Below are 19,216 nucleotides of genomic sequence, written 5' to 3'. Positions count from 1 at the left end.
AACAAAAAACCGGTCGCGAAAGTCGCAACCGGTCCATATGGCCTTGCGGCCCGACGGTCCTTTAGCGACTTGTTTAACGTGGCTGCAAGCCGACCGGCCAAATCACCACGGGATAACGAGCTTTAGACCCGCGCCACGCTTGCGTCAATTGCCGGCATGATTAAGAGGGTTGTACCAAGCAGGTGCCAAACGCGTCCACGGTCGGACCTGCGACAGAACCTCGCCCGGCGTTCGAACGGAGCCAGACCCTTGCGGCAGACAGGCATTCTTCCCGATCAGGATATTTCCGCGCTGTTCCAGACGGGCGCGCTGAAATCGCCGCGCACGCTCGATGCCGATCAGATCCAGCCGGCCAGCCTTGACCTCAGGCTCGGCGACAAGGCCTGGCGGGTGCGTGCTTCCTTCTTGCCCGGCCCGGACCACAGGGTTGCCGACAAGCTCGACCGGCTGAAGCTGCACGAGATCAACCTCGCCGAAGGTGCCGTGCTGGAAACCGGCTGCGTCTACATCGTGCCGCTGCTCGAAAGCCTGGCGCTGCCCGCCCATATTTCCGCCTCCGCCAACCCGAAAAGCTCGACCGGACGGCTCGATATCTTCACTCGGGTAATGACCGACCGCGGCCACGAGTTCGACAAGATCGCCGCCGGCTATGAAGGCCCGCTCTACCTGGAGGTCAGCCCGCGCACTTTCCCGATCGTCGTGCGGACCGGCTCGCGGCTGTCGCAGATCAGGTTCCGCACTGGCAATGCGCTCTTGTCGGAAAACGAGCTGCACGAGTTGCACCGCGCCGAAATGTTGGTCGCCACCGAACCACCCAACATCTCAGGCGGGGGCATCGCGCTATCGATCGACCTCGACGGAGACAAGGACGGGCTGGTCGGCTATCGCGGCAAGCACCACACCGGCCTGGTCGACGTCGACAAGCGCGCCGCGCAGGATGTCGTCGATTTCTGGGAGCCGCTCTACAAGAGCGGTGCCGGCGAGCTGGTGCTCGATCCGGACGAATTCTATATCCTGGTGTCGCGCGAGGCGGTGCATGTGCCGCCGCTCTACGCGGCCGAGATGACGCCCTTCGATCCGCTGGTCGGCGAGTTCCGCGTCCATTATGCCGGTTTCTTCGACCCGGGTTTCGGCCATTCGGCGTCGGGCGGCACCGGCAGCCGGGCGGTGCTCGAGGTACGCAGCCACGAAGTGCCGTTCATCCTCGACCACGGCCAGATCGTCGGACGGTTGGTCTATGAGCACATGCTGAAACGGCCGCGGGCGCTCTACGGCACTGATCTCGGCTCGAACTATCAGGCACAGGGCCTGAAACTGTCCAAGCATTTCCGCGCCGCGCGCTGACCTTCCTCTCACTTGCGGGCTACGCCCGGCTCAAAGTGCCTTCACCGCCACCTTCACCGGCTGCTCGATTTCAAGCGGGTTGCGCAGCGGCAGGCCGAAATCCTGCGCCTCGATTTCGAATACGTCACCGGCCTCGGTCCTGACGCCGTCGGCAAAGGACAGCGTCGCCGTGCCGAACATGTGCACATGCACGTCGCCCGGCTGGCGGAAGGCTGAGTATTTGAAGTGGTGATGCTCGAGATTGCCAATGGTGTGCGACATGTTCGCCTCGCCCGACAGGAACGGCTTTTCCCAAAGCAGCTTGCCGTCGCGCAGGATGCGCGAAGTGCCGCGGATATCGGACGGCAGATCGCCGATCAGGATCTCCGGCCCGAACGAAGCATTGCGCAGCTTGGAATGGGCAAGGAAGAGATAGTTCACACGCTCGGTGACATGGTCGGAAAACTCGTTAGACAGCGTGAAGCCGACGCGGAACGGGGCGCCGTCGTCGCCGATCACATAGATACCGGCGATTTCCGGCTCCTCGCCGGCATCCTGGGCGAAGGCCGGCGACATAAGCGCCGCCCCGGGCGCCACCGCCATGGTGCCGTTGCCCTTGTAGAACCATTCCGGCTGCACGCCGATGTGGCCCTTCGCCGGCTTGCCGCCCTCAAGCCCCATGCGGAACATCTTCATTGAATCGGTCAGCTGTTCCTCGCCGTCCGTGCTGAGCTTCTTGTGCATGGAATCGCGGGTCGCGGCGGAGCCGAGATGCGTCAGCCCGGTGCCGGTGAGATGGAGATGCGCCGGATCGGGATGGTTGATCGGCGACAGCAGCCGGCCCTTCTTGTAGGCTGCGTCGAGATCGACGGTTTCGCCGAAGCCCTTGCGCTCGATCAGGGCGACAAGCCCGCTGCCGGTACGCGCGGCTTCCATCGCCAGCGAATAGACGCTGCGGGCGCCGTTGATGACGCGGGTCTTGCCGCCGTTGCGGGCAACGACGCGGATCGTCTCGGCGTCGTCGAGGATTTGTGAGATCAGCATGGTAACCCTCTCTGAATTGTGGGCTGGCCTGCCCTTTCTCGGCAAACCCTACCCTGCGCGGCCCGGACCCTGTCCGCGCCTCGGTTGAAATTCTTCGTCCGGATTGCGCTCGCGGATCAGGTCCCTCGGGGGACTTCTTTGCGCCGCCCGGCAGCTTGCAATGTGACCCGTATGCCTCCTGGTTGCCTCTCAAGCCTTGTTCTTGTTGTAGACGTCGAAGACGACGGCGCCGAGCAGCACCAGGCCTTTGACCACCTGCTGCCAATCGACATTGACGCCCATGATCGACATGCCGTTGTTCATGACGCCCATGATGAAGCCGCCGACCACCGCGCCGATCACCTGGCCGACGCCGCCCATCGCCGAAGCGCCACCGATGAACACCGCGGCGATGACGTCGAGCTCGCTGCCGAGGCCGGCCGCCGGCACAGCCTGCCCCAGGCGCGCTGCGATAATCAGGCCGCCGAGTGCCGACAGCACGCCCATATTGATGAACACCATCAACGTCAGCCGTTCGGTCTTGATGCCCGATAGCTGGGCTGCCTTGGCATTGCCGCCCATCGCATAGATGCGACGGCCGATCGTCATGCGTTTGGTAACGAAGACGAACAACGCGATCAGCACGCCCATCACCATGAGAACGATGGGGAGGCCCCTATAGGTGGCGAATTGGTAGACGAGAAACAGCGCCAGCGCGCTGATCACCAGCGTCTTGACGACGAACAGCGAGAAGGGCTCGGCTTCGTAGCCATGCTTCTCGCGGGTGCGCCGTGCCCTGAGCCCGAAATAGGCATAGGCGAGCACGGCGACGAGGCCGATCACGATCGTCGTCAGGTGCAGCGTCAGGCCGCTGCCGACAATGGTTTTGCCGGCGGCGTTCACGGTTGGCGGTATCAGGGTCAATGGGCCGATCAGGTCCGGAATGAAGCCGGAACTGAGCGCCTTGAAGCCGACGGGAAGCGGCCCTACGGAAGACCCGCCACCCAGCAGCGCCTGGCAGATGCCGCGGAAGATCAGCATGCCCGCCAGCGTGACGATAAAGCTCGGTATTCGGTGATAGGCAATCCAGTAGCCTTGTGCCGCGCCGATCGCACCACCGACGATCAGGCAGATGATCGACACCACCAGCGGATTGCTCAATGGGCCAAGCGGCCAGATGACCATCATCATCGCCGCCAGTGCGCCGATGAAGCCGGCGACGGAGCCGACGCTGAGATCGATGTGACCCGAAACGATCACCAGAAGCATGCCCAGCGCCATCACGATGATGAAGCTGTTCTGCTGCACGAGATTGCTGAGGTTCACCGGCTTGAACAGCGTTCCGGACGTGGTGAACTGGAAGAACACCATGATTGCGATCAACGCCAGCACCAACCCGTATTCGCGCAGGTTGGTGACCAGCGCCGAGACGGCAATGCGAGGTCCCTGTTGTAGATCCTGGGCAACGCCGGTCTGCGGCCCGGGAGCGCTTTCGGTGCTCATGATGCTTTTCCTTCTCCGCGGACGATGGCGCGCATTATCTTTTCCTGGCTGGCGTCGCTTGCCGCCATTTCGCCGACGATGCGTCCTTCGTTCATGACGTAGATGCGGTCGGTGATGCCGAGCAGTTCGGGCATTTCCGACGAGATGACGATGATTGCCTTACCCTCGGAGGCGAGACGCGCGATGATCGTATAGATTTCATACTTGGCGCCGACGTCGATACCGCGTGTCGGCTCGTCGAGGATCAGCACTTCCGGATTGGCGAACAGCCATTTCGACAGCACCACCTTCTGCTGATTGCCGCCAGAAAGGTTGCCGGTCATCTGGTAGACGCTCGAGGCGCGGATATTGGTCCTGCCGCGATAATCGTTGGCGACCGAAAGCTCGCGCAAATCGTCGATCACGCCGTGGCGCGACACGCCGGGCAGGTTGGCGAGTGTGATGTTGTGCTTGATATGATCGATCAGGTTGAGCCCGTAGGTCTTGCGGTCCTCGGTAACGTAGGCGATGCCGTGTTCCACCGCCTTGCTCACCGAGGAGACATCGATCGGCTTGCCGTCAAGGAACACCTCGCCGGTGATGCGGCGGCCATAGGACCGGCCGAACAGGCTCATGGCAAACTCGGTCCGGCCGGCGCCCATCAGCCCGGCAATGCCGACCACCTCGCCCTTCCGAGCGTTGAGGCTGATGCCCTTGATGACCTGCCGCTCGGCATGGAGGGGGTGGTAGACCGACCAGTTCTTCACTTCGAGCACGGTCTCGCCGATCTTCGGCTCGCGCGGCGGATAGCGGTCGTCGAGCGAGCGGCCGACCATCGAGGTGATGATGCGGTCCTCCGAGATGTCCTTCTTGGCCAGCGTCTCGATGGTCCGCCCGTCGCGGATGATGGTTACCTTGTCGGCGACCCGGTTCACCTCGTTGAGCTTGTGCGAGATCAGGATCGAAGTGATGCCCTGCCGCTTGAATTCGAGCAGCAGATCGAGCAGCGCCTGGCTGTCCTTTTCGGACAGGCTCGCCGTCGGCTCGTCGAGAATGAGCAGCTTCACTTCCTTGCTGAGCGCCTTGGCGATCTCGACCAGCTGCTGCTTGCCGACGCCGATATTGGTGATCAGCGTGTTGGGGTCTTCCTTGAGGCCGACCTTCTTGAGCAGGGCGCTGGTGCGCGCCTCATTGGCATTCCAGTCAATGACGCCGTATCTGGCGTGCTCGTTGCCGAGAAAGATGTTTTCGGCGATCGACAGCATCGGCACCAGCGCAAGCTCCTGGTGGATGATGACGATGCCCTTGCGCTCGCTGTCATGGATGCCTTTGAAATGGCACTCATCGCCGCGATAGATGATCTGGCCGTCATAGGTGCCGGACGGATATACACCCGACAGCACCTTCATCAGCGTCGACTTGCCGGCGCCGTTCTCGCCGACCACGGCATGGATCTCGCCTTCCTCGACCATTAGCTTGACGTTCGACAGCGCCTTGACGCCGGGAAACGTCTTGGTGATGTCGCGCATCTCCAAAATCGTCGATGACATTGAGAATACCACTCCTGCGAGGTCCGCAAACAATACCGGGCTGGCTCGCCAACGAAAAGGGGCCCTGCCTGCGCAGGACCCCAGGCTTTGTAACCGCGATTACTTCAGCTCTTCGGCCTTGATGTAGCCGGAGTCGACCACCAGGGCCTGATAGTTCGACTTGTCGACGTCGTGCGGTGTCAACAGGATCGAGGGAACGACCTTGACGTCGTTGTTGTAGGTCGTGGTGTCGAGGCCTTCCGGCTTGCCGCCCGAGAGCACCTTGTCGACGAGTTCGACCGTCGCCTTGGCGAGTTCGCGGGTGTCCTTGAACACCGTCGAATACTGTTCGCCGGCGATGATCGCCTTGACCGAAGCGGTCTCGGCGTCCTGTCCGGTGACGATCGGCCATGGCTGATCGGCGGTGCCGTAGCCTACGGCGCGCAGCGAAGCGATGATGCCGCGCGACAGGCCGTCATAGGGCGAGAGCACGCCATCGACGCGGCTGCCGTCCGAGTAGTTGGCGGAGAGCAGATTGTCCATGCGGGCCTGGGCGGTTGCCGCCAGCCAGCGCAGCGTGCCGACCTTGTCCATGCCCATCTGGCCGGACTTCACGACGAGGGTCTTGTCGTCGATCAGCGGCTGAAGAACCGACATGGCGCCGTTATAGAAGAAGAACGCATTGTTGTCGTCCGGCGAACCGCCGAACAGCTCGATGTTGAACGGGCCCTTCTTCTCGGGATAACCGAGACCCTTGAGCAGCGATTTGGCCTGGATGACGCCGACGCCGAAATTGTCGAAGGTGGTGTAGTAGTCGACATTTGGCGTCTTCTTGATCAGGCGGTCGTAAGCGACGACGACAACGCCGGCGTCATTCGCCTTCTGCAGCGCATCGCCCATCGTGGTGCCGTCGATCGAAGCGATGATCAGCGCCTTCGGGCCCTTGGTGATTTCGTTTTCCAGCTGGCTGAGCTGGTTCGGAATGTCGTCCTGCGCGTACTGCAGGTCGACAGTGTAGCCCAGAGCCTCGAGCTGGGACTTGACGGCGTCGCCGTCGTTGATCCAGCGCTGCGAGGTCTTGGTGGGCATCAGCACGCCGATCAGGCCTTCGCCCGCCTGCGCCGGCAGCGTCATGGCCGCGATGCCTAGGGCCGCGACGGCGGCCAGTGTCTTGATAATCTTCACATTAACTCTCCCTGGTTGATGGACGCGTACCCTTGGGTTTCGTGGGCCGCGCAATCGTGCAGGAGCGCCAAACGCGCCGCTGCCGTCAATCGATCTCCGGTATCCTCCCAATCGGCCCCGAGACTCTGGTTTCAATCGATACGAGTTTTCCCTCGTCACCGACCGTCAAGCCTCAGGACGCGCGAAGGGTGTGTCGCTTTGCCATAACTGTCAAATGCGATCTTTGATGGTTGCTATATCGAGACTGATATGGCTTAGGCTAGTGACGACGCTGCCGGATCCAGCCAGGGCGCCGGGCGTAAGAGTAGAGAAGAATCATGGCGGCGCTGCGAAATCCTGACGGAATATCAGCCAGTTACGATGAAATTCCGGGTGATGGCGGAACCTTGCTGCGCAGCGGCTTGAGCCTGCGTCACATGCGCATGATCGCGGCCCTCGACGAGCACGGCCGGGTGAGTGCCGCGGCCCAGGTGATGAACATCTCGCAGCCGGCGGCCTCGCGCATGATCGCCGAGATGGAGGCGGTGCTCGACGTCAAGCTCTGCGAAAGGCTGCCGCGCGGCATCACGCTGACACCCTATGGCAAGGCGTTGGCACGGCGCGCGCGATCGATCCTGCTCGAGATGCGCGAGGTCGACCGCGAGATTTTCGAGCTCAAGGCGGGCAAAGGCGGCTCGGTGTTCCTGGGCGCGGTGACAGCACCGGCGATCGAGCTGGCGGTGCCGGCGATCCGCGAGATCCGGCGCCTTTATCCGCGCATCGAAATCACCATGCAGGTCGAGACATCGAACGTCCTGGCGCGCGAGCTGATCGCCTCGCGCCACGATTTCATCATCGCCCGCATCCCCGACGACCTCAATCCGCGGCTGTTCGAAGCGCGCGTCATCGGCGTCGAGAAAGCCTGCCTGATCGTGCGCCGCGGCCACCCGCTGACCAAGGGCAAGGCGGTGCGGCTGGAAGACACCGCCGCCTATGACTGGGTTTTCCAGTCGGGCGGCTCGCCGCTGCGCCAGGCGATGGAAAGCAACTTTTTGAACCGCAACATCGCGCTGCCGGACCGCATCCTCAACACCAGCTCGCTGCTATTGACTCTGGTCATGGTCGCGCAATCCGACGCCATTGCGCCGGTTTCGATCCAGGTCGCGAAGTTCATCCAGAACCCCGAAGGCCTGGCCGGCGCCATCGATGTCGTCCAGACTGAATTCGACATCGAGGTCAGGCCCTACAGCCTGATCACGGTGAAGAACCGCGCGCTGTCACCGGCAGCCAAGATGCTGCACGATTTTATTTTGCGAGAGGTGGGCTGAGGGTTGGAGCGGGTAGCGGGCGCATCCCGCGGCCGGCCAGACGACCAGACAGGCCCGCCAGCAGCGGCGCCGATGCACGTCGGCCACTACTGCCTGATGCTCAAAAAAGCCCGCCAGCAGAAGCCAGCGGGCCAAGGGTAGACTTTCCGGTTGGGGTCATTCGAGGCCCCGCCGACCCTCAATGTGAGATATTCCACGAACTGGCACATCGGCCAAACAGATGAAAGACGGCCAGCCGGGCTGTAAAACTGCCTATAAATCCGCTGGTTTTCAGCTTGGCCAGAACAAGTGCAATGCACCCGGGGCAAAAGCTGGAGCGGGTAGCGGGAATCGAACCCGCGCGTTCAGCTTGGGAAGCTGACAAGCTACCATTACATCATACCCGCGCTGGTTCCTCCGATATCATGGCCCGGCGCCGATGCGCAATCCGGTTTGAGGGCTCGGCTTGATGCCGGACGACCAACTGCGTATTTCTAGGCATGTGCCCGAATCGCGGCACCCGACTGTGGAGACAGGCTTGTCCGCACTGAACCGCTTTCTCGGCGACACGCCGCTCCGGGTGATCCTGAAGCTGCTTGTGGTGTCGTTCCTCGTCGGGCTGGTCATGAATGCCTTCGGCTGGTCGCCGATGGATGTGCTTTATGGCATTCGCAAATTCTTCATCGACCTGTGGAATTTGGGCTTCCACGCCATCGACCGCTTTCTCGGCTACATCCTGCTCGGTGCCGCGATCGTCGTGCCGGCCTTCATCCTGCTCAGGATCGCTAACTACCGGAAGTGAATTTTCAGGCGTAGCCCGCCGCCACCTCGAACAGGATGGCGTGCCGTGCAGCAAGTGCTGCGACATCCGTCGAATAGCCGCCGCCGATAACGCCGCATACCGGTATGCCAAGCGTGCGGAAATGGCGGATCACCATATCGTCGCGGGCGCGCAGCCCGTCATCCGTGAGCGACAACCTGCCGAGCCGGTCCTCGACATGGACATCGACGCCGGCATTGTAGAAGACGAGGTCCCAGCGCCTTCGCGCCGACAGCTCCGGCAGGATGGCGTCCAGCCGCTCCAGATAGGCTGCATCGCCGGCGCCGTCGGGCAGGGCGACATCGAGATCGGAGGCGATCTTGCGCGCGGGGTAGTTGCGGTCGCCATGCATGGAGAAGGTAAACACGCGCGGCTCGTCGTTCAGGATATCCGCCGTGCCGTCGCCCTGATGCACGTCGAGGTCGACGACCAGAATGTTTTGGACAGCAGCTTCGGCGAGCAGCACCAGCGCGGCAACGGCTACGTCGTTGAAGGTGCAGAAGCCGGCGCCTTGCGCGCGCCGTGCATGATGGCTGCCGCCGGCGGTGTTGCAGGCGATGCCGTTCAGCAACGCTAGCCGCGCTGCCAGCACCGTGCCGGCCGTTGCGAGCTGCGCCCTCAGCGAAACCCGCGGTCCGACGGGAAAGCCGATCTCGCGCTCGATCGCCACCGGCACTTTGCAGGCAAGCACCTGGTCGACATAGTCTGCCGCGTGGGCAAGCTTCAGCCATGATGGCCGCGCCGCCTCCGGCATGTTGAGCGCTTCGGGCTGCGCCAGGCCGCGTGCCCGCAACGCATCCATCAGCCGCGGATATTTGCTCATCGGGAAGCGGTGGTTGACGGCGAAGCCGGCGTCGTAGTCGGGATGATGAACGATCTGCAGGGGCATGGGGCGGCCGGTGCGCCAGAGGCGGATTTCGGTTGAACATAACGGGGTGGATGGTTGCGCGAGGTCCGCAAACTGGGGCACATCGGCTGGCCGATCAAGCCGCAACAGGAAGCAACACGCGTTTGGAGCAGGCTTTACCCATCGAAGCCCACACCACCGAAGCCGGGGCCTTCGTCGTCACCAACCGCTCGGTGCTCGCCATCGCCGTGCCGATGACGCTTGCCTATCTGACGACGCCGCTGCTCGGAATTGTCGACACGGCGGTGGTTGGGCAGTTCGGCGACGCCGCCCTTCTCGGCGGCCTGGCGGCCGGCGCCCTGATCTTCGATGTCGTCTTCACCACCTTCAATTTCCTGCGCTCCGGCACCACCGGCCTCGTCGCCCAGGCCTTCGGGCGCGGCGATGCGCTGGAGGAGCAGGCGGTGTTCTGGCGCGCCGTGCTGATCGCGGTCGTCGCCGGCGTCGTGCTTGCCGCGCTTGCGCCGCTGGTCTCCACCGCCGGGCAATGGTTCATAGGCGCCGAACCGCGCGTCAGCGCGGCGATGGACGTCTATATCCGCATCAGGATGCTCGCGGCACCGTTCTCGCTGATCAATTACGCCATCCTCGGTTACGTGCTTGGGCGCGGCGAGGGCGGGCTCGGGCTGATGCTGCAGTTGATGCTGAACGGCATCAACATCGTCCTCTGCTTCCTGCTTGGCCTGGAGCTCGGCTGGGGCGTTGCCGGCGTTGCCTGGGCAACGGTCACCGGTGAATTCGTCGCCATGCTGCTTGGTCTCGCCATTGTCGGCCGGCGCTTTTGGGCGGCGCCCAGGCTGCCGCGCCACCGCGTCCTCGATCTGCCGGCATTCCTGCGCATGATGTCGCTCAATCGCGATATCATGATCCGCTCCTTTTCGCTGCTCGCCGCCTTCGCGCTGTTCACGCGCCAGGGCGCACAATTCGGCACTCTGACGCTGGCCGCCAACGCCGTGCTGATGAACCTCTTCCTGGTTGCCGGCTATTTCCTCGATGGTTTCGCCACCGCTGCCGAACAGCTCGCCGGGCGCGCCATCGGCGCCCGTGCCGCCACGGCGTTTGATCAGGCGGTGCGTCTGACGCTGCTTTGGGGGCTCGGTCTGGCCGGCGCGGCGACGCTCTTCTTCATGCTGGAGGGCACGGATCTGATCGCCCTGATCACGACCTCGACGGACGTCCGCGCCATTGCCGACATCTACCTGCCCTGGGCGGCGTTCACCGCGCTCAGCGGCGTGCTGGCTTTCCAGATGGACGGTGTCTTCATCGGCGCAACATGGTCGCGCGACATGCGCAACATGATGCTGTTGTCATTCCTGGCGTTCAGCGCCGCGCTGCTGATCCTGGCGCCGGCCTTCGGTAATCACGGCTTGTGGGCGGCGTTGCATGTCTTCCTGCTGGTACGCGGCTTCAGCCTGCTCGCCATATTGCGGCTGCGGGTGCGCACAGCCTTTAACTGATCGCTAAAGCGGTTTCGCCGCCCAGTGATCGAGGCGGCTGTCGCGAAGCTCGCACAGCGACTTCAGCCCTTGATTGTCCATGAAACGGGCCATGCCGGAAAGAATGCGCCCCGGCAGCGCGGGCCCGGCATAGATCATGCCGGTATAGAGCTGGACGAGATCGGCGCCGGCACGGATCTTTTCCAGCGCCGTCTCGGCGGAATCGACGCCGCCGACGCCGATGATAGTAGGATCCGGGCCAAGCAGTTTTCGCATCCGTGCCAGCACGATAGTCGAGCGCTCGAACAAGGGTTTCCCCGAAAGCCCGCCGGTCTCGCCGGCAAGGCCGGCGCTGCTCAGGCCGGCTCGCGCGATCGTTGTGTTGGAGACGATGACGCCGTCCATTTGCTTGTCGCTGATCTCGGCAGCGATGTCCTCAAGCTCGGCCTCGACCAGATCCGGCGCGATCTTGAGGAACACGGGCGGTTTTGCCGGTGCCGCCGCACGCGCGGCCATGACCCGCGACAGGAGCTCGCCAAGCTGTTCGCGCGCCTGCATATTGCGCAGGCCCGGCGTGTTCGGCGAGGAGATATTGATTGTCAGATAGCCGGCGTATCGCGCGAACCGGATCACGCCGCGCTCATAATCACTGACGCGGTCGGCGCTGTCCTTGTTGGCGCCGATGTTGATGCCGATGATGCCGGGGCGGCCTTTTCGGGCGGCAAGACGCTTCTCTGCGGCGGCGTGGCCTTCATTGTTGAAGCCCAGCCGGTTGATCACCGCCCCGTCCGAAGGCAGCCGGAAGATGCGCGGCTTCGGATTGCCCGTCTGCGGCAGCGGCGTGATCGTGCCGACCTCGGCGAAGCCGAAGCCGAGGCCGAGCAGCGCGTCCGGCACTTCGGCATTCTTGTCGTAACCCGCGGCCATGCCGAGCGGGTTCGGGAAATCCAGCCCGCAACGGCTGACCTTTAACCTGTTGTCCTGCGGCGGACGACCGGCGACCGGCAGCCCGCATCTCAGCGCGGCAATCGACAGCCCATGCGCGGTTTCCGGATCGAGCGTAAACAGCAGTTTCTGGCCGATCCGGTCGAACGCGCTCATTCGGCCTCCAGCGCCGGGAATTCATGCCGGCCGTCAGCGCCGAGCGGCAATGCCTGCACCGAAACGACCGCATCGAGGCCGAGCCCGCCATAGAGATGCGGGAACAGGGCGCCGCCGCGCGAGACCTCATATTTCAGCGCATTGCCGAGGCGCGCGCTGTCGACGGCAACCAGCAGCAACCCCGCCTGGCCGGCGAAATGTTTTACTGCCGTTTCCCGAACCTGCCCGGCGGTGGAAAAATGGATGAAGCCGTCGGCGACGTCGATAGGCGCGCCGGTGAAGCGGCCTTCTCTTTCAGCCTCGCGCCACAGCGCCTCGGGAACTATCTTGTAGATGATCTCGGACATGGTTGCGCTATAGTCCGAACCGACCACGCGGGGAAGGGCAGGCCCGTGTTCTTCTCCATTTCAGGTTGGTCCCCATTTCAGGCGCAAACTGTGATAGATTGCGCTGACTGGCTCATGGAGGAAAACATGCGTCTGAAACACGTCTTGATCCCCGCAGCAGTGGTGTCGCTTGTCGCGGCGTCGGCCTTTTCCGAGGAAGCCGATCGCTACCGGTTGGAGAAATCGGCCAATGGCTATGTCCGCATGGATACGCAAACCGGCGCCATGTCGCTCTGCGAGGAACGCTCTGGCCAGCTCGTCTGCAAGACGGCGGCCGACGAACGTGCCGCCCTCCAGGATGAGGTCGACCGGCTGCAAAATTCGGTGAAGGCGCTCGACGAGCGCGTCGCCAAGCTCGAAAATTCGCTTGCCGCGCGTTTCGAATCGACTTTGCCCAGCGAGGAGGATTTCAACAAGACGATGGGCTACATGGAGCGCTTCCTGCGCAGCTTCATGGACATCGTCAAGGACATGGACAAGGACGAAGACGGCGCCAAGCCCAATTCGCAAAAGACCTAGGCAATTCGCAAAAAGACCTGGGGCGGGAATAGCAAGCCGGCCACGCCGAACAGCAGGCGTAGCGTTATGATCGTTCAGATCCTGCAAGGCGGAAAATCGCCAACGGGATTCGGGGAGGGATATCACCGTTGGGCTACACATTCGTCATTGCCGACGATCATCCGCTTTTTCGCGGTGCATTGAGGGAGGCACTCGTGGGCATCGGAGACGTTGCCGCCATTCACGAGGCCGGCGATTTCGAAAGCGCCAAGGCGCTGGTCCTGGCCAATGAGGACGTCGATCTGGTGCTGCTCGATCTCTCGATGCCGGGGGCAAGCGGTCTTTCCGGCCTGATTTCGCTGCGCGGCATCCATCCGGCGGTGCCGATGATGGTGGTCTCGGCGCATGACGATCCGGTGACGATCCGGCGCGCGCTCGATCTCGGCGCCTCGGGCTTCATCTCCAAATCGGCCAGCATGGAGGAGATCCGCAATGCTGTGCAGTCGGTGCTCGCAGGTGATATCGCGGCACCCGCCGGGGTCGATCTCGGCGTCGAGCGCGATCCTGAGATTTCCGACCTGATCAAGCGGCTGCAGGCGCTGACCCCACAGCAGACGCGCGTGCTCGGCATGCTGGCTGAGGGACTGCTCAACAAGCAGATCGCCTATGAACTCGGGGTCTCCGAAGCGACGATCAAAGCGCATGTCTCGGCTATCCTGCAGAAGCTCGGGGTCGACAGCCGCACGCAGGCGGTCATCCTTTTGTCCAAAATCGGCAGCGACCCGGTTCAGGCGGCCGGCTGATTCCTATTCGGCCGCCGGCGCCAGCGGCCTGACCCTGGCCATCATCGAGCGCAGCATCGCCGGTTTCAGTGGTTTGCTGATCACCGGCACGTCGAGCCTGCCGGCAGCGCCGCGAACCTCGCTGGAGCGGTCGGCGGTGACCAGCACGGCCGGCAGGTCCTCGCCATGGATCGCACGCAACTGGGCGATCAATTCGAGGCCGGTCCTGTTGTCGAGATGATAGTCGGCAAGCACGATGTCCGGCCGATGCATGCCGGACCTGTCGAGATCCTCCGCGCCGGAAAGCGTGTCGACGCTGCAGCCCCAACCCTCGAGCAGGAGCCGCATGCCGTCGAGGATGCGGGCGTCGTTGTCGATGCAGAGCACATTGAGCCCGGCAAGCGAGGCCGCTGCACGGGCAGGCGGCTTCGCCTCCGCCTCACGCCGCGGTGCCTGCACGGCCGCCACCGGCAGCAACACGGAAAAGCGTGTGCCCTTGCCTGGGTTGGAGAAGATCCGGATTTCGAGGCGCAGGACGCGGGCGATGCGGTCGACAATGGAGAGCCCAAGGCCGAGGCCTTCCGCCTCGCGTGCGCCCTCGTCGAGCCGGGTGAATTCGCGAAACACGGTGTTGAGCTTGTCGCCGGCAATGCCGATGCCGGTGTCGATAACCTGGATCTCGGCCAATTCGCCGCGCCGCCGCACGCCGACCAGGATGCGGCCATGGCGCGTGTATTTAATGGCGTTTGAGACCAGGTTCTGGATCAGCCGGCGCAGCAGATTGCGGTCCGTCATGACGCTGAGCGACGACGGCATGATCGAGAGTTCGAGCTTCTTTTCGGCGGCAAGCGGCCGGAAGTCGTTGCCGATCTGGCGCAGCAGCCCGTCGAGGCCGAAGCTCGTATCGTCCGGCTTCATCGCGCCGGCATCGAGGCGCGAAATGTCGAGCACCGCGCCGAGGATGGTCTCGACCGATTCCAGCGACGATTCGATGTTCATCGCCGCCTTGCCGGCAGGTCCCTTGCCAGTCTTCTCGATCAGTGACGAGCAATAGAGGCGGGCGGCGTTCAGCGGCTGCAGGATGTCGTGGCCGGCGGCAGCGAGGAAGCGGGTCTTGCCGAGATTGGCCTCCTCGGCCAGCATCTGCGCCTGCGCCAGCTCCTCATTGACGCGGGTGAGCTCGGCGGTGCGGCTCTTCACTCGCTGTTCCAGGGATTCGTTGGCGCGCTTCAGCGCCAGATCCTGCTCGACGCGTCCAGAGATGTCGGCGTAGGTGGCGACGATGCCGCCGTCCGGCATCGGATTGGAGCGCAATTCCAGGATGCGCCCGCTGGTCTTCAGCTCCATCTGCCATGGGCTGACGAAGCTGGTCAGGCGGTTGAGCATGGTGACGCGCTGGTCTGCCGGTATGTCACCGCGCTCGGCAAGGTGGCGCAGGATACGATCGAGTGAGACGCCGACCTGGCCCATCTCGTCGGGCAGGTCGAACAGCGCCCGGTACTGGCGGTTCCAGCAAATCAACCGGAAATCGCGGTCGAAGACAGTGATGCCCTGTTCCATCTGGTCGAGTGCGATCTGCAGCAGATCGCGATTGTGCTGCAGCGCCTCCGTGGCGTCGTCGAGCAGGCGGAAGGCGTCCTTGGATTCGCGGTCGTTGCGGCGCAGCAGTAGCGACAGGATCAGCCGCGCCGAAGAGGAGCCGACGGCACTGGCCAGAAGCTGCTCGGAGAAGCGGATGACATCCATGCTGGCCTGTTCGTTGCCGTGCAGTGAAGTGCCGCCGCTCTTTTCGAACGACTGAAATGACCGCTCGGTGCGTTCGACACCGAGATAGCGCGCGATCGTGTCCTTGAGGTCGTTGACGGTTATGGTGGTGCGGAAGCGGCGCAGGCTCGGCAGCGGCCCCGCCTCGCGCGGCACGAAGATCGATGCCTGGATGCGTTCCAGCGGCACGGAGGCGCGCGACAGCGAGCCGAACACAAAAAAAATCGTGTTGATCGACAGGCTCCACAGCACGCCATGGTTCAGCGGCTCGGCGACGGTGCCGAAAAGCGCTTGCGGCCGCAATGCATCGAAGCCGAACAGGCCGTGGACGAGGATGCCGGTATCGGGCGCGACGAGCGAGGGAAGCAGCAGCGTATAGCTCCAGACGACGATGCCGGCGACCATGCCAAGTGCGGCACCCCTTCCGTTGGCGCCGCGCCAGATCAGGCCGCCGATCATTGCCGGCGCGAACTGCGCGATCGCGGCGAACGACATCAGGCCGATCGAGGACAGCCGCGCGCTATTGGTGCTCTCGCGGTAGTAGAGAAAGGCGATGAACAGCATGATGAAGATCGCCGCCCGGCGTACATTGAGGATGAGCGTCGACCAGTCCTCGTTCTCGGATGTCGTGGTCCGCAGCAGCCGGCGCACGAACAGCGGAATGACCAGGTCGTTGGAGATCATGATCGACAGCGCGACGCTTTCGACGATCACCATTGCGGTCGCCGCCGACAGCCCGCCGATGAAGGCGGCCATGGCCAGCACGTCGTGGCCGCTGAACAGCGGCAGCGACAGCACGTAAAGGTCGCTGCTGGTCCTGGGGCCGACCAGTTCCAGGCCGGCCAGCGCGATCGGCAGCACGAACAGGTTGATTGCCACCAGATAGAGCGGAAACACCCATGTCGCGGTGCGCAGCTCGGCCTCGCTGCGGTTCTCGACGATGGTGACATAGAACTGGCGCGGCAGCATCAGGATGGCAAAGCCGCTCAGGCATGTCAGCACCAGCCAGGTGGCGAGCGAGGTGTTGTAGCCCATCGCCTGGCGCACCTGCGTGTTTTCGGCGAGCCGGTCGAACATGTCGCCTGGCCCACCGAAGATCAGGAACATGACCATCAGGCCGATTGCCAGGAAGGCGGCGAGCTTGACCACGGTTTCGACTGCCACCGCCAGCACCAGCCCGTCCTGGTGCTCGGTGGCATCGGCGTGGCGCGTGCCGAACAGCACCGCAAACAGCGCCAGCAGCATGGCAACGACCAGCGAGATGTCGCTGACGAACGGATCGAACGACGGCGGCGAGCCGGTATAGTGCTCGACCATCAGGCTGACCGAGCCCGAGATCGCCTTCAATTGCAGCGCCATATAGGGCACCGCGCCGATGGTCGCGATCAGCGTGGCGATCGCCGCGACAGCAAAACTCTTGCCGTAGCGGGCGCCGAGAAAGTCGGCGATCGAGGTGATCTTCTCGGTTTTGGCCAGCCTGACGATGCGCTGTAGCAGCGGAAAACCGAACACAAACACCAGCACCGGTCCGATATAGATGCCGAGGAACTCGAGGCCGCGCTCGGAGGACAGGCCGACCGAGCCGAAGAAGGTCCAGGAGGTGCAGTAGATGGCGAGACTGAGCGCATAGATGAAGGGCCGGGCGCGGCCAGGCCCGGATGAAGTCGAGCGCCGGTCGCCCAGGCTGGCGATGACGAACAGCAACGTCACGTAGGCGATCGCGATGATGACGATGAACCAGCCCTGCACGGCTCGAACTTCCTCCCTGCGCCGATTTTTTCATCCGGCCTTGCAGACGCAATCACAGCTTGGCCACCGAGTCCATCGCGGCTTTCGGCGCATTATGGCCGCGGCTTCGCGCAATCCAGGCCGGGGAAACACGTCTTTGCGCCTGTCGCAACCGCAGGTTTTTGCTATTCTGCCCGCCGGTCGATGCCGAGGCGTGGACGGCAGCACGGCCGGTCAGGACAAGGAGGGTCGAATGCTGAAAGAATTTCAGGAATTCATTTCCAGGGGCAATGTGATGGACCTGGCCGTCGCCGTCATCATTGGCGCTGCCTTCGGCAAGATCGTCACCTCGCTGGTCGACGACATCATCATGCCGGTCATCGGGGCGATTTTGGGCGGATTGGACTTCAACAACTACTTTCTGCCCTTGTCCTCGGCCGTTAACGCCACATCGCTGGCTGAGGCAAAGAAACAGGGCGCGGTCTTCGCCTATGGCAGCTTCATCACCGTGGCGCTGAACTTCCTTATCCTCGCCTTCATCATCTTCGTGATGGTCAAGGCGGTGAACAATCTGCGCCAGCGGCTGGAGCGTGAAAAACCGGCCGCCCCGGCCGCTCCGCCGCCGGCCGACGTCGCGCTGCTCACCGAAATTCGCGATCTCCTCGCCAGAAAGTAGCGCCTGCGGTAACTTTCTGGACCAAAACCCCGGTCGCTTGCGGCCGGGGTTTTCTGTTTTCGTCCGCCCTGAAACACGCTAGCAGTCGAGCAAACGAAAACGGACCCATCCATGACCCTGATCGATACTCTGCGCGCCGAAGCGCGGGCGGCGCCTGAAAGCGGCATTGTCGCCGTCATGAACCGTGGCCGCGGCCGCGACGGCATGATCCCGCTCTGGGCCGGCGAGGGCGACCTGCCGACGCCTGCCTTCATCACCGATGCAGCCGCCAAGGCACTCGCCGGCGGCGAGACCTTCTACACCTGGCAGCGGGGCATTCCCGAACTCAGGCAGGCGCTCGCCCGCTACTATACCAGGCATTTCGGCAAGACTTTCGCCAACGAGGAATTCATCGTCACCGGCTCCGGCATGCACGCCATCCAGATGGCCATCGATGCGGTGGCCGGCAAGGGCGACGAACTCGTCTACCTGTCGCCGGCATGGCCGAACTTCGCCGCCGCCGCCGGCGTCGCCGGCGCCGTGCCGGTCGCGGTCACGCTCGACCAGTCGGGCAATGGCTGGTCTTGCGATGCCGACAAGATCGCAGCGGCGATCACGCCACGGACCAAGGCGCTGTTCGTCAACACGCCGTCCAACCCGACCGGCTGGACCGCCGACAAGGAGACGCTGCAGGCGATCCTCGACCTTGCCCGTGAAAGGGGCCTGTGGATCATCGCCGACGAGATCTACTCGCTGTTTCATTACGGCCATGGCCGCGCGCCGTCCTTCATCGACATCATGGCCGATGAGGATCGCATCCTGTTCGTCAATTCCTTTTCCAAGAACTGGGCGATGACCGGCTGGCGCATCGGCTGGATCAAGATCCATCCCGCCTTGCAGCAGGTGTTCGAGAACCTGGTCCAGTATTCGACGTCCGGCGTTGCGCAGTTCATGCAGCGCGGCGCCGTCGTTGCCCTCGATGAGGGCGACGCCTTCATCGTCGAGCAGGTGGAGCGGGCGAGGGCGGCGCGCGACCTGGTCTGCGGCATTCTCGCTACGACCGGCAGGGCGCGGTTCACCGTGCCGCAGGGCGCATTCTATCTGTTCTTCGCGGTCGACGGCATCTCCGATTCCCGCGCCGCCGCCTTCGACATGGTCGACCGCGCCAATGTCGGCCTGGCTCCCGGCACCGCCTTCGGCCCCGGCGGCGAAGCCTTCCTCAGGCTGTGCTTCCACCGCCGCCTCGACCAGCTCGAGGAAGCCGCACACCGGCTGGCGAAATGGATGAAGAGTGTGTGAGCTGCCTCGAAG

16 protein-coding genes, 1 tRNA gene and 1 riboswitch are annotated in these 19,216 nt (G+C 63.5%); of the genes, 8 read left to right on the top strand and 9 right to left on the bottom strand.

The window, feature by feature from the left end:
• Nucleotides 1–41 precede the first annotated feature (41 nt).
• Nucleotides 42–119, bottom strand: a riboswitch (SAM riboswitch).
• Between the two features lie 130 nt (nt 120–249).
• Nucleotides 250–1,344 carry a 2'-deoxycytidine 5'-triphosphate deaminase gene (locus NKH04_RS00155; protein ID WP_352470117.1) on the top strand — a complete coding sequence of 365 codons (1,095 nt, stop codon included), beginning with the start codon at nt 250–252 and terminating at the stop codon, nt 1,342–1,344.
• 30 nt (nt 1,345–1,374) lie between these two features.
• Here NKH04_RS00155 and araD1 read toward each other — a convergent pair whose 3' ends face one another.
• From araD1 to chvE, 4 genes are all read right to left on the bottom strand, one after another.
• Nucleotides 1,375–2,367: an AraD1 family protein gene (araD1, locus tag NKH04_RS00150; protein WP_353043895.1), complete on the bottom strand. Its 993-nt coding sequence runs from the start codon at nt 2,365–2,367 to the stop codon at nt 1,375–1,377.
• Between the two features lie 189 nt (nt 2,368–2,556).
• Nucleotides 2,557–3,849, bottom strand: a complete 1,293-nt coding sequence (mmsB, locus tag NKH04_RS00145; protein ID WP_292659525.1) for a multiple monosaccharide ABC transporter permease — start codon at nt 3,847–3,849, stop codon at nt 2,557–2,559.
• Nucleotides 3,846–5,378 (bottom strand): multiple monosaccharide ABC transporter ATP-binding protein, encoded by a 1,533-nt coding sequence (gene mmsA, locus NKH04_RS00140; protein WP_352621856.1) that lies wholly within the window; start codon nt 5,376–5,378, stop codon nt 3,846–3,848. The genes mmsB and mmsA overlap by 4 nt, the downstream gene beginning before the upstream one ends.
• 99 nt (nt 5,379–5,477) lie before the next feature.
• Nucleotides 5,478–6,542, bottom strand: a complete 1,065-nt coding sequence (gene chvE / locus NKH04_RS00135; protein ID WP_254816339.1) for a multiple monosaccharide ABC transporter substrate-binding protein — start codon at nt 6,540–6,542, stop codon at nt 5,478–5,480.
• Nucleotides 6,543–6,859: 317 nt separating this feature from the next.
• Between chvE and NKH04_RS00130 the strand changes: the two genes are divergently transcribed.
• Entirely contained in the window at nt 6,860–7,849 is a 990-nt protein-coding gene (locus NKH04_RS00130; RefSeq protein ID WP_352448650.1) for a LysR family transcriptional regulator, read from the top strand.
• Nucleotides 7,850–8,161: 312 nt separating this feature from the next.
• Here NKH04_RS00130 and NKH04_RS00125 read toward each other — a convergent pair.
• Nucleotides 8,162–8,235, bottom strand: a tRNA-Gly gene (locus tag NKH04_RS00125).
• 131 nt (nt 8,236–8,366) lie between these two features.
• On the opposite strand from NKH04_RS00125, the gene NKH04_RS00120 reads away from it, so the two are divergent.
• The gene (locus NKH04_RS00120) at nt 8,367–8,630 is read left to right on the top strand and encodes a DUF6460 domain-containing protein (RefSeq protein ID WP_023677362.1); all 264 of its coding nucleotides are present in this window, start codon (nt 8,367–8,369) and stop codon (nt 8,628–8,630) included.
• A 4-nt stretch (nt 8,631–8,634) separates the two neighbouring features.
• Here NKH04_RS00120 and NKH04_RS00115 read toward each other — a convergent pair whose 3' ends face one another.
• A complete protein-coding gene (locus NKH04_RS00115; RefSeq protein ID WP_353043894.1) occupies nt 8,635–9,537 on the bottom strand; it encodes a histone deacetylase family protein in 903 nt (300 codons plus the stop codon).
• A 50-nt stretch (nt 9,538–9,587) separates the two neighbouring features.
• Between NKH04_RS00115 and NKH04_RS00110 the strand changes: the two genes are divergently transcribed.
• Entirely contained in the window at nt 9,588–11,012 is a 1,425-nt protein-coding gene (locus tag NKH04_RS00110; RefSeq protein ID WP_353043893.1) for an MATE family efflux transporter, read from the top strand.
• Nucleotides 11,013–11,015: 3 nt separating this feature from the next.
• On the opposite strand, the gene NKH04_RS00105 is transcribed toward NKH04_RS00110, so the two are convergent.
• Both NKH04_RS00105 and NKH04_RS00100 read right to left on the bottom strand, forming a co-directional pair.
• Nucleotides 11,016–12,092, bottom strand: a complete 1,077-nt coding sequence (locus NKH04_RS00105; RefSeq protein WP_352685291.1) for a quinone-dependent dihydroorotate dehydrogenase — start codon at nt 12,090–12,092, stop codon at nt 11,016–11,018.
• Nucleotides 12,089–12,439 carry a DUF952 domain-containing protein gene (locus tag NKH04_RS00100; protein ID WP_352541315.1) on the bottom strand — a complete coding sequence of 117 codons (351 nt, stop codon included), beginning with the start codon at nt 12,437–12,439 and terminating at the stop codon, nt 12,089–12,091. The genes NKH04_RS00105 and NKH04_RS00100 overlap by 4 nt, the downstream gene beginning before the upstream one ends.
• A 126-nt stretch (nt 12,440–12,565) precedes the next feature.
• Here NKH04_RS00100 and NKH04_RS00095 point away from each other — a divergent pair, with 126 nt between their 5' ends.
• Nucleotides 12,566–12,997 carry a hypothetical protein gene (locus tag NKH04_RS00095; protein WP_352501713.1) on the top strand — a complete coding sequence of 144 codons (432 nt, stop codon included), beginning with the start codon at nt 12,566–12,568 and terminating at the stop codon, nt 12,995–12,997.
• A 119-nt stretch (nt 12,998–13,116) separates the two neighbouring features.
• Nucleotides 13,117–13,779 carry a response regulator gene (locus NKH04_RS00090; protein ID WP_502895700.1) on the top strand — a complete coding sequence of 221 codons (663 nt, stop codon included), beginning with the start codon at nt 13,117–13,119 and terminating at the stop codon, nt 13,777–13,779.
• Nucleotides 13,780–13,782: 3 nt separating this feature from the next.
• Here the strand turns inward: NKH04_RS00090 and NKH04_RS00085 are convergent, their stop codons facing one another.
• Nucleotides 13,783–17,271 (bottom strand): PAS domain-containing hybrid sensor histidine kinase/response regulator, encoded by a 3,489-nt coding sequence (locus tag NKH04_RS00085; protein WP_353043892.1) that lies wholly within the window; start codon nt 17,269–17,271, stop codon nt 13,783–13,785.
• Between the two features lie 232 nt (nt 17,272–17,503).
• Between NKH04_RS00085 and mscL the strand changes: the two genes are divergently transcribed.
• On the top strand, nt 17,504–17,926 hold the full coding sequence (mscL, locus tag NKH04_RS00080) for a large conductance mechanosensitive channel protein MscL (protein ID WP_352457754.1): 423 nt from the start codon (nt 17,504–17,506) through the stop codon (nt 17,924–17,926).
• A gap of 111 nt (nt 17,927–18,037) precedes the next feature.
• Nucleotides 18,038–19,204, top strand: a complete 1,167-nt coding sequence (locus NKH04_RS00075; protein ID WP_353043891.1) for a pyridoxal phosphate-dependent aminotransferase — start codon at nt 18,038–18,040, stop codon at nt 19,202–19,204.
• Nucleotides 19,205–19,216 lie beyond the last annotated feature (12 nt).

The sequence above is a fragment of the Mesorhizobium sp. M1365 genome (assembly GCF_040317865.1).
In the GTDB taxonomy this organism is placed as follows: Bacteria; Pseudomonadota; Alphaproteobacteria; order Rhizobiales; family Rhizobiaceae; genus Mesorhizobium.
This window is presented reverse-complemented; position numbering and strand designations above follow the sequence as displayed.

Coding starts and splice junctions, on each gene's coding strand:
- araD1 (WP_353043895.1), bottom strand. CDS start 2,367: ATGCTGATCTCACAAATCCTCGACGACGCCGAGACGATCCGCGTCGTT.
- mscL (WP_352457754.1), top strand. CDS start 17,504: ATGCTGAAAGAATTTCAGGAATTCATTTCCAGGGGCAATGTGATGGAC.
- NKH04_RS00095 (WP_352501713.1), top strand. CDS start 12,566: ATGCGTCTGAAACACGTCTTGATCCCCGCAGCAGTGGTGTCGCTTGTC.
- mmsA (WP_352621856.1), bottom strand. CDS start 5,378: ATGTCATCGACGATTTTGGAGATGCGCGACATCACCAAGACGTTTCCC.
- mmsB (WP_292659525.1), bottom strand. CDS start 3,849: ATGAGCACCGAAAGCGCTCCCGGGCCGCAGACCGGCGTTGCCCAGGAT.
- NKH04_RS00110 (WP_353043893.1), top strand. CDS start 9,588: ATGGTTGCGCGAGGTCCGCAAACTGGGGCACATCGGCTGGCCGATCAA.
- NKH04_RS00130 (WP_352448650.1), top strand. CDS start 6,860: ATGGCGGCGCTGCGAAATCCTGACGGAATATCAGCCAGTTACGATGAA.
- NKH04_RS00075 (WP_353043891.1), top strand. CDS start 18,038: ATGACCCTGATCGATACTCTGCGCGCCGAAGCGCGGGCGGCGCCTGAA.
- NKH04_RS00100 (WP_352541315.1), bottom strand. CDS start 12,439: ATGTCCGAGATCATCTACAAGATAGTTCCCGAGGCGCTGTGGCGCGAG.
- NKH04_RS00105 (WP_352685291.1), bottom strand. CDS start 12,092: ATGAGCGCGTTCGACCGGATCGGCCAGAAACTGCTGTTTACGCTCGAT.
- NKH04_RS00115 (WP_353043894.1), bottom strand. CDS start 9,537: ATGCCCCTGCAGATCGTTCATCATCCCGACTACGACGCCGGCTTCGCC.